The organism is Planktothrix serta PCC 8927, assembly GCF_900010725.2.
Taxonomy (GTDB): domain Bacteria; phylum Cyanobacteriota; class Cyanobacteriia; order Cyanobacteriales; family Microcoleaceae; genus Planktothrix; species Planktothrix serta.
In genome coordinates this window covers 373,673-389,108 of the sequence record NZ_LR734877.1, presented here as the reverse complement: position 1 = coordinate 389,108, position 15,436 = coordinate 373,673, and the positions used below count along the sequence as shown (strand labels likewise).

Annotated in this window: 16 protein-coding genes; 9 read left to right on the top strand and 7 right to left on the bottom strand. The window is 39.1% G+C overall.

What is annotated here, in order from left to right:
- Nucleotides 1–365: 365 nt before the first annotated feature.
- From PL8927_RS18350 to PL8927_RS18335, 4 genes are all read left to right on the top strand, one after another.
- Nucleotides 366–896: an REP-associated tyrosine transposase gene (locus tag PL8927_RS18350; RefSeq protein ID WP_083624485.1), complete on the top strand. Its 531-nt coding sequence runs from the start codon at nucleotides 366–368 to the stop codon at nucleotides 894–896.
- Between the two features lie 245 nt (nucleotides 897–1,141).
- Nucleotides 1,142–2,335 carry an XRE family transcriptional regulator gene (locus tag PL8927_RS18345; RefSeq protein ID WP_083624482.1) on the top strand — a complete coding sequence of 398 codons (1,194 nt, stop codon included), beginning with the start codon at nucleotides 1,142–1,144 and terminating at the stop codon, nucleotides 2,333–2,335.
- 18 nt (nucleotides 2,336–2,353) lie between these two features.
- Nucleotides 2,354–2,908 carry a hypothetical protein gene (locus PL8927_RS18340; protein WP_083624479.1) on the top strand — a complete coding sequence of 185 codons (555 nt, stop codon included), beginning with the start codon at nucleotides 2,354–2,356 and terminating at the stop codon, nucleotides 2,906–2,908.
- Nucleotides 2,909–2,946: 38 nt separating this feature from the next.
- Nucleotides 2,947–3,633 carry a Uma2 family endonuclease gene (locus tag PL8927_RS18335; protein WP_083624477.1) on the top strand — a complete coding sequence of 229 codons (687 nt, stop codon included), beginning with the start codon at nucleotides 2,947–2,949 and terminating at the stop codon, nucleotides 3,631–3,633.
- A gap of 49 nt (nucleotides 3,634–3,682) precedes the next feature.
- Here PL8927_RS18335 and PL8927_RS18330 read toward each other — a convergent pair whose 3' ends face one another.
- Nucleotides 3,683–5,512 (bottom strand): DUF3685 domain-containing protein, encoded by a 1,830-nt coding sequence (locus PL8927_RS18330; RefSeq protein ID WP_083624474.1) that lies wholly within the window; start codon nucleotides 5,510–5,512, stop codon nucleotides 3,683–3,685.
- An 8-nt stretch (nucleotides 5,513–5,520) separates the two neighbouring features.
- Complete coding sequence (locus PL8927_RS18325; RefSeq protein ID WP_083624471.1) at nucleotides 5,521–6,159, bottom strand: TetR/AcrR family transcriptional regulator; 639 nt, start codon at nucleotides 6,157–6,159, stop codon at nucleotides 5,521–5,523.
- Nucleotides 6,160–6,561: 402 nt separating this feature from the next.
- Here PL8927_RS18325 and PL8927_RS18320 point away from each other — a divergent pair, with 402 nt between their 5' ends.
- A complete protein-coding gene (locus PL8927_RS18320; RefSeq protein WP_083624469.1) occupies nucleotides 6,562–8,064 on the top strand; it encodes a vWA domain-containing protein in 1,503 nt (500 codons plus the stop codon).
- A gap of 123 nt (nucleotides 8,065–8,187) precedes the next feature.
- Here the strand turns inward: PL8927_RS18320 and crr are convergent, their stop codons facing one another.
- A complete protein-coding gene (gene crr, locus PL8927_RS18315) occupies nucleotides 8,188–8,697 on the bottom strand; it encodes a PTS glucose transporter subunit IIA (RefSeq protein WP_083624467.1) in 510 nt (169 codons plus the stop codon).
- 221 nt (nucleotides 8,698–8,918) lie between these two features.
- Between crr and PL8927_RS18310 the strand changes: the two genes are divergently transcribed.
- From PL8927_RS18310 to devC, 3 genes are all read left to right on the top strand, one after another.
- Entirely contained in the window at nucleotides 8,919–10,028 is a 1,110-nt protein-coding gene (locus PL8927_RS18310; protein WP_083624465.1) for a class I SAM-dependent methyltransferase, read from the top strand.
- A gap of 113 nt (nucleotides 10,029–10,141) precedes the next feature.
- Nucleotides 10,142–11,443 (top strand): ABC exporter membrane fusion protein, encoded by a 1,302-nt coding sequence (locus tag PL8927_RS18305; protein ID WP_083624463.1) that lies wholly within the window; start codon nucleotides 10,142–10,144, stop codon nucleotides 11,441–11,443.
- 141 nt (nucleotides 11,444–11,584) lie between these two features.
- On the top strand, nucleotides 11,585–12,760 hold the full coding sequence (gene devC, locus PL8927_RS18300; protein ID WP_083624460.1) for an ABC transporter permease DevC: 1,176 nt from the start codon (nucleotides 11,585–11,587) through the stop codon (nucleotides 12,758–12,760).
- Between the two features lie 55 nt (nucleotides 12,761–12,815).
- Here devC and PL8927_RS18295 read toward each other — a convergent pair whose 3' ends face one another.
- The 4 genes from PL8927_RS18295 to PL8927_RS18280 form a co-directional block, all read right to left on the bottom strand.
- Nucleotides 12,816–13,238 (bottom strand): PIN domain-containing protein, encoded by a 423-nt coding sequence (locus tag PL8927_RS18295; protein WP_083624457.1) that lies wholly within the window; start codon nucleotides 13,236–13,238, stop codon nucleotides 12,816–12,818.
- The gene (locus PL8927_RS18290) at nucleotides 13,238–13,465 is read right to left on the bottom strand and encodes a hypothetical protein (protein WP_083624455.1); all 228 of its coding nucleotides are present in this window, start codon (nucleotides 13,463–13,465) and stop codon (nucleotides 13,238–13,240) included. The genes PL8927_RS18295 and PL8927_RS18290 overlap by 1 nt, the downstream gene beginning before the upstream one ends.
- Before the next feature lie 158 nt (nucleotides 13,466–13,623).
- Complete coding sequence (locus PL8927_RS18285) at nucleotides 13,624–13,842, bottom strand: type II toxin-antitoxin system HicB family antitoxin (RefSeq protein WP_083624452.1); 219 nt, start codon at nucleotides 13,840–13,842, stop codon at nucleotides 13,624–13,626.
- 208 nt (nucleotides 13,843–14,050) lie between these two features.
- Nucleotides 14,051–14,623, bottom strand: a complete 573-nt coding sequence (locus PL8927_RS18280; RefSeq protein WP_083624450.1) for a GNAT family N-acetyltransferase — start codon at nucleotides 14,621–14,623, stop codon at nucleotides 14,051–14,053.
- Between the two features lie 15 nt (nucleotides 14,624–14,638).
- Between PL8927_RS18280 and PL8927_RS18275 the strand changes: the two genes are divergently transcribed.
- Nucleotides 14,639–15,394, top strand: a complete 756-nt coding sequence (locus PL8927_RS18275) for a DevA family ABC transporter ATP-binding protein (RefSeq protein WP_083624448.1) — start codon at nucleotides 14,639–14,641, stop codon at nucleotides 15,392–15,394.
- Nucleotides 15,395–15,436: the final 42 nt, after the last annotated feature.

Genomic DNA, 15,436 nt, shown 5'->3' with positions numbered 1-15,436 from the left:
AGGAGGCTCTGCCTCCGATAACAGCAGGCGGAGCCTGGAAGAAGGCATTGCTAGGTAGAACCTAGCAACGAGGGGATATCCCTGGTTCCCTGGTTCCACCAGGGAATGCTCACAGGAGGCTCTGCCTCCGATAACAGCAGGCGGAGCCTGCGAGAAGGCATTGCTAGGTAGAACCTAGCAACGAGGGGTAGTCCCTGGTTTCCCTGGTGGAACCAGGGAATGTCCACAGGAGGCTCTGCCTCCGATAACAGCAGGCGGAGCCTGGAAGAAGGCATTGCTAGGTAGAACCTAGCAACGAGGGGGACGAGGGGTAGTATAATCATCAAATCACTTAACCCTAAAAACCAAACTAAAATTAAATCGAGATGGGACGTAGCCGCTATAAAGTATTAGAAGATAGACCCCATTTTGTGACTTGCACAACCGTTAACTGGATGCCCATTTTCAGCCATCCAGAATTTGCTCAAATTATCCTAAATTCCTTAAAGTTTTTACACGACCAACACCGCTTAATTTTACACAGCTACGTTTTAATGGAAAACCATCTGCATTTAATTGGAACTGCTGAAAACTTATCCAAAGAAATCAGAACCTTTAAATCCTTCACCGCTCGTTCTATTATTGATCAACTCAAGGAAAATCAAAGTCATCATCTATTAACTCAACTCAAATCCGCTAAACTCCCCCATAAAACCGATCAAGAATATCAACTTTGGCAAGAAGGCTTTCATCCTCAAGCCATCCTCACAGAAGAAATGTTATGGCAAAAATTAGACTATATTCATAACAATCCAGTTAAACGTGGCTATATTGACGATCCCCTCCATTGGCGATATTCCAGTTATCGAAACTATCAAGATTTACCCGGATTAATTCCCATCGAAATCATTTCATAAACCCTTCCACCCTCTGCTTCCCTGGTTCCACCAGGGAATCCTCACAGGAGGCTCTGCCTCCGATAACAGCAAAGCAGGCGGAGCCTGCAAGAAAGCATTGCTAGGTAGAACCTAGCAACGAGGGGATATCCCTGGTTGGATCGAAGTGCTGGAGCAGAAAATCTATTACTTTAGATCAAGAAAACAATCACCAGATATCAGATCAACATCTAGTTACTGTTCAGTCAAGTTGAAGGAAAAACATTATGACTGCCAACATTCTCGATAAAATTGATCTCCGCCAATTGGGTGAACGACTGCAACAAGCGCGTAAGAAATGTGGCATGACTCAAGCTGATGCTGCTCAAATTATTAATGCTGCAAGAACAACTATTGTTGCAATTGAAAAAGGAGAACGCCGCCTTAAACCCAACGAACTTATTAAACTGGCTCGTGCTTATGGGCAAGCTGTTAGTAATTTTGTTCGACAAAGCCCCATTATCGAGCCTTTTGAGGTTCAATTTCGCGCTGCTTATCGACGTAGTGAGACAGAAGAAGCTCAAATTAATCCTGCGATTTTGCGCTTAGAGGAACTCTGTCAAAACTATTTAGAACTTGAGAAGATTATGGATGCTCCTCTTCCTCGGAATTATCCTCAAGAATATGATGTCACAAATATGCCAATAGAGGTGGCAGCAGAAAGTATTGCTATTGCAGAACGTCAACGATTAGGGCTTGGTGATAGTCCAATTCCCATTCTTCGGGACGTTTTAGAACAGAGTGTAGGACTGCGTATTTTCTATTTAGAAATGCCATCTAAATATTCAGGTTTATATAGCTACGATGAACAACTGGGTGGCTGTATTGCGATTAATGCTAAACACCCAGAGGAAAGACGGCGTTGGTCATTAGCTCATGAATATCTTCATTTTCTTGCCCATCGACGGAAGCCTGTACTGGACTATGAAAATCAGTACCAAAGAAAGCCAGATACTGAACGACTAGCTGACAGTTTCCCTGACCATTTTCTAATGCCAACCAGTGGTTTATTGAAACGGTTTAATGATATGTACCAGACTCACGGAAAGTTTACTCCGACTAATTTATTTACCTTGGCTCATTATTATGGGGTGTCTATTGAAGCCCTGGGTAATCGATTAGAATCGATAAAATTGATCCCTTCTGGTACTGTAGAGCGACTGCGCGATCGCGGATTAAAAGTTAGAAAAGTGCAACAGGAACTTGAGTTAGAAGAAATTCCACAGCGCACTGATATGCTTCCCATTCACTATCAATACCTTGCCATTGAAGCGTTTGATCAAGGACTGATTACTGAAGGACGTTTTGCTGATTTCCTGGGTGTTGATCGCTTAGAAACTCGTCGTATTGCCGAGATATTACGACAGCATTCAAGTGGAATGATGGAGGAAATTGCTCATTTAGATTTGCGTCAAGGGTAAGATTGGGGAGAATTATTTATGTTGATTAAAAGCTCCCATATTGTTCTTGATACCTGTTGTATTTTGAACTTTTGCGCGTCGGGCAATTTCCTATCAATATTAAAGACTATTCCTGCCCAAGTTGTGGTAACAGAAGTAGTCAAAGAACGAGAACTATTGACCCTGCGAAGACTTGAAAATCAGGAAAATGAAGATGCAACTCAGTTAGAAAGGGCGATTGAACAAGAGTTACTTTTTGTTGTAGATTTTGAATCAGAAGCAGAGGAAGAAACCTTTATTAATTATGCGTTTGAACTGGGAGATGATGGTGAATCAGCGACTTGTGCGATCGCTGTTCATCGAGAATATGCTATGGCAACAGATGATAAAAAAGCAATTACATTTTGTAAAAAAGAAGCACTTAATCTACAAATTTTTTCAACCTTAGAAATTATTAAATATTGGTCAGAATCAGCTAATATTAATCCAGAAAAATTACGGACTGTACTTGATAATATCAACGTTAAAGGACGGTATATTCCCCATAGAAATCATCCTTTGCTGAGTTGGTGGGAAACTGCTACTATTAGATAAATCTATTTTTTCAATCATCTATCAACAACAGGAGGTTTATGGTTGGACTAGAAGAATGGTCAAAAACCAATATTATTTACCCCGATAGCGATGGAAAACCCATGTCCGATAATACTAAACAATTTCGCTGGATTACGGTGATTTACCATAATTTAGAATGGTTATTTGCTCATGATCCTAACGTATTTGTAGCGGGTGATTTGCTGTGGTATGCGGTTGAAGGAAATAATAAAATCCGTCAAGCACCGGATGTTATGGTGGTCTTTGGTGTTCCTAAAGGCGATCGCGGATCTTATATGCAGTGGAGAGAAAATCATATTTCTCCCCAAGTCGCCTTTGAAATTCTTTCCCCTGGAAATACCTTAACGGAAATGAATAAAAAGCAAGTATTTTATAACCGTTATGGTGTAGAAGAATATTATATTTATGATCCCGATAAGAATGATTTAACGGGTTGGTTACGCGGAGAAGAGGGTTTAGAAGTGATTGAAACAATGGAAAATTGGGTGAGTCCTCGTTTAGGAATTCGTTTTAATTGTTCAGAGGAAGAATTAAAACTTTATCGTCCCGATGGTCAACCTTTTGTTAGCTATTTAGACATTTCTCAACAACTCAATACCGCCTTACAGGAGGTTGAACAAACCCAGCAACGTTTACAAGCCGTTGAACAACGAGCAGAAAGGTTAGCAGAACAGTTGCGATCGCTCGGAATTAACCCCGAATAAAAAAGTAGGGTGCGTAAGCGCAGCGCACGCACCATCCCATCAACTTTATCTATTTCTTCCCCGTGCGATTATCTTGAAAAGATGTACCAATCCCTTGTAAAAGACCTTTTCCAATTAAACCTAATCCTCGACCGACAACATTCGTTAAAATATAAATAATTCCACTCCCTAAAAAGGAAATAGCTGATCGTAAACGAGGAGCAACAGCATCCCGCGTTTCTAATAGTAATGTTACCGCTAAGGGAATTCCTGATAATTTTTCTAATTCCTCCCTTCGGGGTGAATAAATCACTTGTTTTTGAATGCCTCTTTCCCCTAAAATAAAGAGTAAATATGAACTTTCAAAAATCGCTTTGGGTTCGGCTACATATTGATAAAGACGATATCGCCAAGATAAATTATTTCTAAATCTCTCAATTTCACGGGTTGACAATAAACGTCGATCATAAAATTTGAGTTTGATTTCTTCATAATCAGAAAAATAATTAAGTAAAGGTTGAATTACCGCATTAGCGACTTGAATTAATAAATTTTGTAATAACGCTTCTGAACGTTGCATGGCGTCTAAACCTCCAGCCGGACAGGATAAATTATCAATTTTTAAGGGTTTACAAAATACCAAATGCTCAAGTAAGTCCGCTACTAGAGGAATTTTATTTAAAATATCTCGTTGAATCAGGTTAGCATCTTTTAATAAAATCGGAATGATTTCCATATCTTTTTTATTGGTAGTCAAAGTATAATATTTCCCAAAAAAATCTGTTAGGGAAGATTGCCACAATTCTTGTACTAAATTAGGGATTTTTTCAGAAAATTGTTCGGGTTGAACCTCGGATAAAATTAATTCATCTAATAAGATTTCTAATTGTTTTAATAATATATATAATAATTCTCGTTTTTTAGACAATCTCAAAATATCGATTTCTAAAGGTATTCCTGTTGAATTGATTAATTCTGATTGTAATTTTAGGACGGTTTTATCAAATAAAATAGCTTTTAACTTACTGGTTACAATTGCTGAACTTTGAGAGATAATTGGGTTATTATTTAAAACTAATGCCCCTGCTGGAGAATCGTTTTGGGGTTCGGAATTTAAACGATTAAAGGTTGGTAAATCATCAGGAGTAAGAGTTGCAGAATCTTCACTAATTTGTGAGGTCGTATCCGGCAAAAGTTGACTAGCAATCCAACGCGCTGCTAAAAGTTCTCGCCGTTTTCCCGTCAGAATTAATTGGTTGATAATTGAGATTCTATCTTGTTGATTTAAGCCTTCTAAATTCTGTTCAATTTCTTGGTTAACTTCGGCGATCGCTTGCTCAATTTGTCGCAGTCCGGGTTGGACTAACAACCCTTGAATTTTTTGGAAAAAAGATCCTGTTTTAGGAGGGACAATTTCAGCAACAGGTTCTCGATTTAATACAGCTAAAGATTCTAACCAATAACGTTCTCCCGCAGCCATTTGACGAATAATTGAAACCAATTCTGTCACTGGAATTCCCTTAGCACAATAACCGTCTACCCCTAATTTTTGAGCATTTAGTAATAAATTAGGTTGTTTAATCGCCGTTAATAATAAAATCGGAATTTGAGGATATTGGGTTTTTAACTGTTGACAAAAATCGCAGATAGGATGAGTTTGAATCCCTGGATTTTGCTCAATTTTTAACCCTAACTCTAAAATAATTAAATCAACAGGTTTCTGATTATTGCCATCAATATTGATCTGACTGCGACTTTCTAACACCTGTAATGCAGCATCCCGACTTTCAACATCTGCGATGACTTCTAAATCAGAAAAGGGTTCTAATGCCGTTCGCAACCCCATCTGAAAAATAGGGTCATCATCGATTATCAGCAGTTGCACAGGAGATGGAGTCATAAACGAATTTAGGAGGCAGATGTCAGGTTAGGGCTAATTAAATCCACTAAAGTATTAATCATACGATCTCGTTCCATTGGAACAATCTCTTTTCCTTGTAAAATTTCTTGCAGTAATACATAGTGGGCTAATGTGCCAATAATAACTCGCGCCGTTGCTTCTGGATCACGAATCATAATATAGCGCTGATTTGTTAAATATTCTGTTAACACTTGAATCCCCGGTTTTCCTAAATTATGCACAAAGGTTTTAGCTAATTCTGGAAATCGCCCAGATTCTCCAATCACTAGGCGGATAAACGCTAAATATTCCTGATCTTGCATGGAATGATCTAAAATAGTATTAGCAAGTTTTCGCAATGCAATTGCAGGTTCAGCTTGCATCAATTCCGCTTTGTGAGACTCAACAAAAATTTGATATTTTTTCTGGGCTAACCGCTTCACTAAGGCAATAAATAACCCTTCTTTATCCCCAAAATGGTTATAAATTGTTGCTTTGGACACTCCCGCCGAGGTCGCAACCCGATCCATACTGGTTCCCGCATAGCCATGCACTAAAAATTCTTGCAGCGCCCCTTCAAAAATCTGTTCTGCCTTTTCACAAATAGTATCTAATTGAGAGAGTTCGGTCTGTTCTACTCCGTTCATAAAAACATAAAAAATAGGTGGGAGATTGGAAATCAGTTTATTTTCAGATCTGAGAGTAAAATTAACTCAGGTTAATCAATTCCAGGGAAATTCCTGATCTTAGAACTCCCTACATTCTAGCAATTCTAGCCGATAATCCTCCCTCAGCAATAATTAGAAAATTTTTTCTGGAATTTCTTGCCCAGTTTGTGTAGCAAGCGGTATCGGATTTGTGAAAAAAAATCTAGGGGTTTGCAAAGCAGTTACCCGATTTACCTTTGGGTTTGCCGGGACATTACCCCTGGGATAAAAATTAGAACCTCAACCCAGATTGCTATAATCATAGATTAGGAATCAATCAGTTTAGAGTCTAAATAATAAAATTAGAAAAAACTATCTAACTCACAGAAAACAACTTAAATTATGAACAACTTCTTTGAAAAACTTAGACAAAAACTAAGCAAACCTATACTGTTTGGCTTATATGGTGCATTGGGTTGTTTAGGGGCTGCAACGATATTGGGTGAACCTCTATTACTATTAACAAAACTTCCGCCTACTGTTGATCAAACGCCCTTAGCAATTCTGCTATTAATTGATACTTCGGGTAGTATGAATGATGATGGCAAACTGCAAGAAGTTAAAGCCGCTGCTCAAGCTTTTGTACAACGGCAAGATTTATCAGAAAATCGTCTGGCTGTGTTTGGTTTTGGGAGTAATATTCAAGCGGCTGCGCTTTTAACTGATAATAAATCAGTTTTAGAACAAGCGATCGCTCAAATTTCCGATGGTGGCGGTACGAATATGGATCAGGCTATCCTCGCGGCGACTCAAGAACTCCAGTCAACCTCCCACAAGCGCAATATTCTGCTGTTTACCGATGGACAACCTGGTCATGCTGGGACTAACCTCAACCGAGAACAAGCGAAAACCTTGGCGGCGGGGGAAACGGCTGCATCACAAGGGATTAACTTAGTTGCGGTGGCTACAGGGGATGCAGATACTAATTTTCTGGCTCGACTCACAGGCGACCCTTCCCTGGTGTTCTATGTCAACTCCGGTGACTTCGATCAAGCCTTCCGACAAGCCGAAAAAGCCATATATAGCAGTCAATTAGTCGAATCTGGCCCAACGGGAAATTATAGTGTTGTTTACTCAGTTTTACGGATAGGCGGGTGGACAGCACTTTTGGCCATTGGTACATCCCTGGCCTTAATTGTAGGTCAAAACCATTATCTCCGTCGCCGTCTTCTGACTCCCAAACAAGCGGGTATGGGTTTTACAGGGAGTTTAATCGCTGGACTGGTGGCCGGAGGAGTCGGTCAACTGCTGTTTATCCCCGTTGCGGGTATTCCGATTTTGGCCATTGGGGGCAGAATCATCGGTTGGGCCATTTTAGGCTCCCTCGTCGGAGGAGGAATGTCTTTGTTTGTGCCTAATTTGCAAAGAGGACGGGCTTTACAAGGAGGAGCAATGGGTGGGGCGACTGGAGCCATTGGATTTTTAATTATTTCTGCGGTATCGGGTGATTTAGTCGGGCGATTAATTGGGGCGGCAATTATTGGATTTTTTATTGGTTTAATGATCGCTTTAATTGAACAATTTAGTCGTGAATCTTGGTTAATTGTGTATTGGACTCCTAGCGAACAAACGAAGATCAATTTAGGAGCAGAACCTGTTTTATTAGGTAGTTCAGAAAACAACCATATTTACCTGAGAAAAAGTCAAGGATATCCTCCAATTACTGCCAAAATTTACACAGAAGGGGAAAAAATTATTATGGAATTTGACGAGGAAATGAAGGAAAGGGGGATGAAAATTCTTAAACAAGAACTCCATGACGGGGAGCAACGAAAATTAGGAGATGTCACCCTAGAAGTTAGAACTGCTAACAGCAATATTACTAAACAATTAGCAGATTCTTAAACTCTCACACCCCGTTGTTGGGCTTTAGCCCCTCTTGGAGCGCTGAAGCGCAACAACGGGATTTTAAATTAGGAAGAATGGTGAAAAGAAAGCCTCATCACCAGAAAAAAATTCACTGTTGTATTATTTTACCAACCTTAAAACAGGAGTTTCACCAGCGGTAACACTACCAGACATTTTGATCAGCTCTTTAATTTCATCCAAATTAGAGATAACAACCGGGGTTATAGTTGATTTTGCTTTTTCTTCTAAAAGAGCTAAATCAAATTCAAGAATAGTATCACCCACTTTTACAGTTTGACCTTCTTCAGCGATACGGGTGAAACCTTCACCTCTTAGTTCTGTGGTATCAATACCAAAGTGTACAAATACCTCGATACCAGTATCTGATTCAATAGAAAAGGCATGGTTTGCTTCAAATATCTTGCCAATAGTGCCATTGCAAGGAGCAACCATCTTGTTACCAGTCGGCTTGATAGCAATACCATCACCTACAATCTTCTCTGCGAAAACCACATCCGGGACATCTTCAATAGGAACGATTTCACCAGAAAGTGGTGCAAAAATTTCTATACCTCTGGTGTCAGATCTGTCGTCGGATACTAGTGTCTTCAATTTGTCAAACAAACCCATAATAAATCTCCCAAGAGTTGTTATGTTTCTGCTACTAATCTTAACAGATGTTATCAATCACAACTAATTTTGCTTGAACCTCGCAATCATCCACAAATTATTGAGGCATGATCAGGGCACGCTAAGGATTAGATACAAAAGATGGTATATTAGAGATCAATTATGAAAATTAACACCCCCAGGAAAACAAATCTATCTGTACACAATAATTAAGTAAAATCATGGCTAAACAATATATACCCAATGCCTTTTTAAAAGTAGAGAATTCTCAAGTTTATGGAGTATTTAGCTGGAGTCACTGTCCACCCGAACTAATTCTAGCCCAATCTTGGTTAGCAGTTCTAGAGATATTTATTTATCAACATGATATTGAATCAGCTTACAAAACTTTTCAAAACATAAAATCAGCCCCTAGCAGTGAGAAGATTACTGAAGCCATCCAAAACCATAGCTCTATCATCTCCAATCAAGCCTTAGTCTTATTAAGAGAAGGACATTTAACAATATTAGAAAAAGACTTTAGTAGTTTTTTTGACGCAACACAACAAGTTGATCTGAGTGCCTTAAGTCAGATTAATCCTCAAGTTCTCGTCCATTTATTTTCTCCCTTCTCCCTCAAGAATGATTTAGAAGAAATTAACAACATAGAAGACTTTACTAAAATAGTCTTTCATCTGGAAAAAGCGGGGTTATTATCTATTGCTAATAAATCCATAGACTGGGGTGATTTAAAGAGAACAAACCCCATTTGTCAAGCCTTCGGTTTTTTGAGGGGACAACCAATTGATCGGTATTATCTGGACAAGTTTATTGAAAAAATTAGGCCAGAAATTGTTGGTAATATTCTGGAAATCGGCGCTATAGAAACAGCCAAAGAATCTTATCAATTAACTGAAGAATCTTCCTATCATGTTCTGAACATGGATAGGTGGTCAGGAGTAGATATCGTTGGCGATGCTCATGATATTAACGTAATTCAACCGGAATCTTTTGATACAATCATCCTATTTAATGTTTTGGAACATTGTTATGCACCTTGGATAGTGATAGAAAATATTCACAGGTGGTTAAAACCAGGAGGTAAATGTTTTGCCAGCGTTCCTAGTGCTTTAAAAATCCATGATGCTCCTCAAGATTATTGGCGACCTCTCCCTGATGCTTTTGCTTGGATGCTGAGAAACTTTTCCCAACAAAAAATATATACTTATGGTAATCTGATCACTGTAGTAGCTGCCTATCATGGCATCGTTACAGAAGAATTGACAACTGAAGAATTAGATGCTTATCATCCAGATTATCCGGTTATTACTTGTATTTCAGCGACAAAATAGACACTCACTAAGAACTGGTTAAGTAGGTATTTATTCGAGGTTTCTTCATCCATACCTTTTTATGGTATACTAAACTAAACAGTTTAGTATCAGGTTAAGCGGGAGGCACAATTATGGTGCGCGAAGCGACAGTTGGTAAACTTTCAGCCCCGAAATTTCCTAAACCGGGGATTCTCATTGCTGCAACTACCCTAGCCATGACGGGTTTAATGGCTTATACCTTCTGGCGATATCGGCCCACTCCCGCCGAACCCGTAGCCATACCGGAAAGCATCGCCCCAGAAATCAAAACGGTGACGGCGTTGGGTTGGTTAGAGCCCCAAGGGGAGATTATTAAACTGTCAGCGCCCCAGTCCAACCAAGGGAGTCGGGTGGATCAATTATTGGTGAAAGAGGGAGACTGGGTAGAGGCGGGAAAAGCGATCGCTGTGTTGGATAGTCGAGATCGACTCCAAGCCGCCCTAGAACAAGCAAAAACTGAAGTGGAAGTCGCCCAAGCCCGTTTAGAGCAAGTTCAAGCCGGGGCGAAACAGGGGGATATTCAAGCTCAAAAAGCCCGATTTCAGGGCAACCAAGCGGAGTTAGAGGGGCAAATTATTACTCAAAAAGCCTCCATTGCCACCTTAGAAGCTCAACTGCGGGGAGAACGTAGCGCCCAAGAAGCCACCCTAGACCGCATTCAAGCGGAACTCAACAACGCCGAAACTAACTGTCAACGCTACGAAACCTTATATCGAGATGGGGCTGTGTCTGCCCAAGATCGGGATAGTCAATGTTTGCAAGCTGAAACCAGTCGCAAACGCTTACAGGAAGCCCAAGCTAACCTCAATGAAACCGTTACTAGCCGTCGAGAACAAATTCGAGAAGCTCAAGCCAACCTCAGCCGTACTATTGCCACCGTTGACCAACAAATTGCTGAAGCTTCGGCGACGTTAACGGCCGTTGCAGAAGTTCGTCCGGTGGATGTGCAATTAGCCAAAAGTGAGTTAACCAAGGCCCAAGCTGCTGTTAAACAAGCGGAAGCCAATTTAGAACAAGCTTATGTGCGATCGCCCCAAGCGGGACGGGTGATCGACGTCAATACCCACGCCGGAGAACTCATTTCTAATGAAGGTATTCTGGAATTGGGACAAACCGAACAAATGTATGCCGTTGCTGAAATTTATGATAGCGATATTCCTAAAATACATTCGGGACAAACCGCAACTATTGCCGCCGATGCGTTACCCCAAGCGTTAAAAGGGACTGTTGAAGAAGTTGGGTTAAGAGTCAAAAAACAAAGTGCTTTAGATATTGATCCGACGACAAATATTGATGCCAGAGTCATCGAAGTTCGCGTTAAATTAGATGAAACTTCTAGCAAAAAAGCGGCTAGTTTAACTAATTTACAAGTTAAAGTTACCATTCAAAATTGATTGGTTAACTGTTGACACCCTCCTTGCTAACAGTGTACGGGGGGTTTAGGGGAAGGTTGATTTTTGATTTTTGGCAGATGATCTGTTGGTGCGTGCGCTGCGCTTACGCACCCTACACACTGATAACTGATAACTGAAATTATGATTGGATTTATACAACGATTAACGAACAGAACACCGTTAGGATGGTTGCAATTAAGTCATGATAAAGCCCGAATGTTAGTGGCTTTATCAGGAATTGCTTTTGCGGATGTTTTAATCTTTATGCAATTGGGATTTCAAACGGCATTATATGATAGTAATACTCGCTTGCATAAACATTTGGATGCGGATATTTTTATTATTAGTCCCCAAGCGAGAAATTTAGTGAATTTATCAACCTTACCCCGACGGCGTTTATATCAAGCAATGGATGTTCCAGGGGTGAAATCCGCAGAACCTTTATATGTTAATTTTTCGGATTGGAAAAACCCGAAAACGGGTAAAAAAACAGCGATTTTAGTCATCGGATTTGATCCGCGTCAGTCGGCTTTTAATTTACCGGAAGTTCAACAAAATTTAGACGTGATTAAATTAGCGGATCAGGTGTTATTTGATCGAGCTTCGAGAGGAGATTATCAAGAAGTTATTGCTAAAGTTGATCAAGGTGGAATTGTTAGTACGGAATTAGAAAAACGCACGCTTAAAATTGCGGGATTATTTAAAGTGGGGGCTTCTTTTGCGGCGGATGGTACATTAATCACGAGCGATCGCAATTTTTTACGATTATTTCCCCGAAGAAAACCGGGCGGAATTAGTGCTGGACTGGTTAAAATTGAACCCGGTTATGATGTTGAAAAAGTTGCAACAGACCTACAAAATTATTTACCCAAAGATGTAAAAGTCTTAACCAATGAACAATTTTTAGCCTTTGAAAAGGATTATTGGTCAAAGAATACGGCTATTGGATTTGTGTTTAGTTTAGGGACAGCAATGGGGTTTGTTGTCGGGGTGATTATTGTTTATCAAGTTCTGGCTACGGATGTCGCTGATCATACCCCAGAATATGCTACTTTTAAAGCAATGGGATTTAGAAATGCCTATTTATTAGGGATTGTTTTTGAAGAAGCAATTATTTTAGCAATTATGGGATTTATCCCCGGTGCTACGATTTCTTTAGGCTTATATCGGTTAACCCGACAAGCTACAAATTTACCGTTATATATGACCTTATTTCGAGCAATTCAAGTGTTAGTTTTAACGATTATTATGTGTATGTTATCCGGTGCGATCGCTACTCGTAAATTACAAGCCGCCGATCCCGCCGATATCTTTTGATTCTTACTTTTAAGTGTCTGGTTGTGAATGAGGGGTAAAAGAACGGGGTTGATATTTATTTGAGTTCAAAAAATTGTTCAAATCCTTTATTTTTTAAGCCTAGTTTTAATTTTTTATCTCCAGTCCATAATAATCCATCCAATTGCAGCGTTAATGCTACATGAGGGGTATCACTCACATCAACACCTTGGCATAGTTCGTAAGCTATTCTACGATATTCTAAAGTAATTAAATCTTCTTTATAGAGATGAAGACGTTTTAGCAAAATATAATAGATTTGAATAATTTCTTCTTCGGTTAAATGACTAAGTTGAATAATTTTTTCCTTGCGCTTAAAGAGTTCTACAAATACAAGTTCGCAGACAAAAAACGCATACTCTGAAGTTAGCAATAATTCATTGAAACGAGAATTTTCCCTCAGTAATGCAGAAAACAATATATTGGTATCAACAATAATCGGCTTTTGAGTTAACATCATTAACTAACCCAAGACTTAGACGTTAAGTTATCCCAAACTTCTTGATTAACTTCTTGACTCAGGTTAATTATTTGTTCTGCTGTCAGTTGACTACGATTACGAATTGATTCTAACTCAAGATATTCTAAAAATTGAGTTAATAAATCCAAATTTACCATCTCTCGATTAAATTTAATAATAATATCTTGATTTTCCAGACTAATACTGTATAGACTTTGATTTGACATCAGTTTTATTCCAGCTAGACTTGATCATATCTATTATAGATTATAAAAGCCGTTATTGTGTAATTTTGAACGGGGTTTCTGAACACATCTTTAGTTAGAATGCAAAAGAAACCCTGTTTCTGGAGCGCGGGTGAGTTAGACACTTATCGCTATAATTATTAAGCAGTTTGAAGCGTCATGGCTTGAGGGATAATTTCGCCTTCTACTTGCCAAGCTTCCAAATACATTTCAATCACTTCTTCACCATTATGAATAGCTTCCTCACGAGTTTTACCATGAGTGCAAGGCATAACAACTTTGTCGGCAAACTCTGGGATTGTTACCAGAAAAAGTTGATCTTCATCAGACCATTGAATGATCATACTGTATTGATTCATAAGTTCTTATCCTCCTCATTGAGATTTTTTAGTTCAGTCAGTAACTTTTCGAGTTGTTTTTCTAGGTAAAATGGATACTATCTTAATATTACATACTATTTTATTCCTTGCTGTCCATTTTTGTGTAAAAAACTCAGCTTCTTAAAAAAATCCTTGTTAGGATGCAAAATTTATCGCAGAAACCCTGTTTCTAGGGATATTTCGGTATTTACCCACCCCGACTATATTTAACAGCTTGACGTTCTTCAAAGTTAAAATAGGGGAGTTGATGTTCACTAAATCTAAACTGTTTTTCTAAAGTTAATCCTAGCTTTTCCATCACTCGAATTGAACCTTGATTAGCCACTAATGCCCAAGCAATAACTCGTTTTACTCCCCATTCTAAAAAACCTTTATCGATTAAAATTTGACAAGCTTCCGTTGCGTAACCTTTCCCCCAACTATTATAAATTAACCGATATCCTAACGCAATTTCATCAGGTTGTACTAGATTTAACGCGACTGCAAAAGGATGATCAATCGCTGGAAAAAAATGTACCCAACCGATTAACTCTCCCGTTGCTTTTTCAACAACAGCCCAAACCCCAAAATATGAATATCTGCTATAATATCCCATAAATCTCGGTAATGTTTGAGTCTGAATTACTTCTTTGGGTGTGGGATGTCCCCCGTTAATATATTTCATCACCCTGGGGTCGTTATCTAAATTCCATAAAAAATCTGCATCCAGTTCAGTAAACTGCCGTAAAATTAACCGTTTTGTTTCTAAAAAAATATCCATTTTTAGGTTAACTCCATGCAAACTCAAATCCAAGATATCAAAGATTCCACAAAATGCAATGCTGCGATCGCCATTCAAAATTTAGATCATTATTTTGGTAAAGGGCAATTGCAGAAACAAGTGTTATATGATATTAACTTAGAAATTAGCATTGGTGAAATTGTGATTATGACTGGCCCCTCTGGTTCAGGAAAAACCACGTTATTAACCTTAATTGGAGCCTTACGTTCTGTACAGTCTGGAAGTTTAAATATATTAGGACGAGAACTTTTAGGTGCTAGTGCAGGAGAGTTAGTTAAAGCCAGACGAAATACGGGTTATATTTTCCAAGCTCATAATTTACATCGGAGCTTAACGACCTTACAAAATGTGCAGATGGGGTTAGAAGTTCAGGGGAAATTTTCTCGTTCAGAAATGCAGCAAAAAGCCACTGCAATGTTAGAAAAAGTTGGGTTAGGAGATCGCTTAAATTATTATCCTGATAATCTTTCTGGAGGACAAAAACAACGAGTTGCGATCGCCCGTGCATTAGTCAGTCATCCCCCCATTGTATTAGCAGATGAACCTACGGCTGCTCTTGATAGTCATTCAGGGAGAGATGTGGTTAATTTAATGCAAACCTTAGCCAAAGAACAGGGTTGTACTATCTTAATTGTTACCCATGATAATCGAATTTTAGATGTTGCTGATCGGATTATTCACATGGAAGATGGCGCATTAGTTACTAATTCCGAACTGACACCCAATAATAAGTTGAAATCAAACACTTAATCTGGGTGTCCTGTATTTAGAGTTAACTGTTCCCTGCTATAT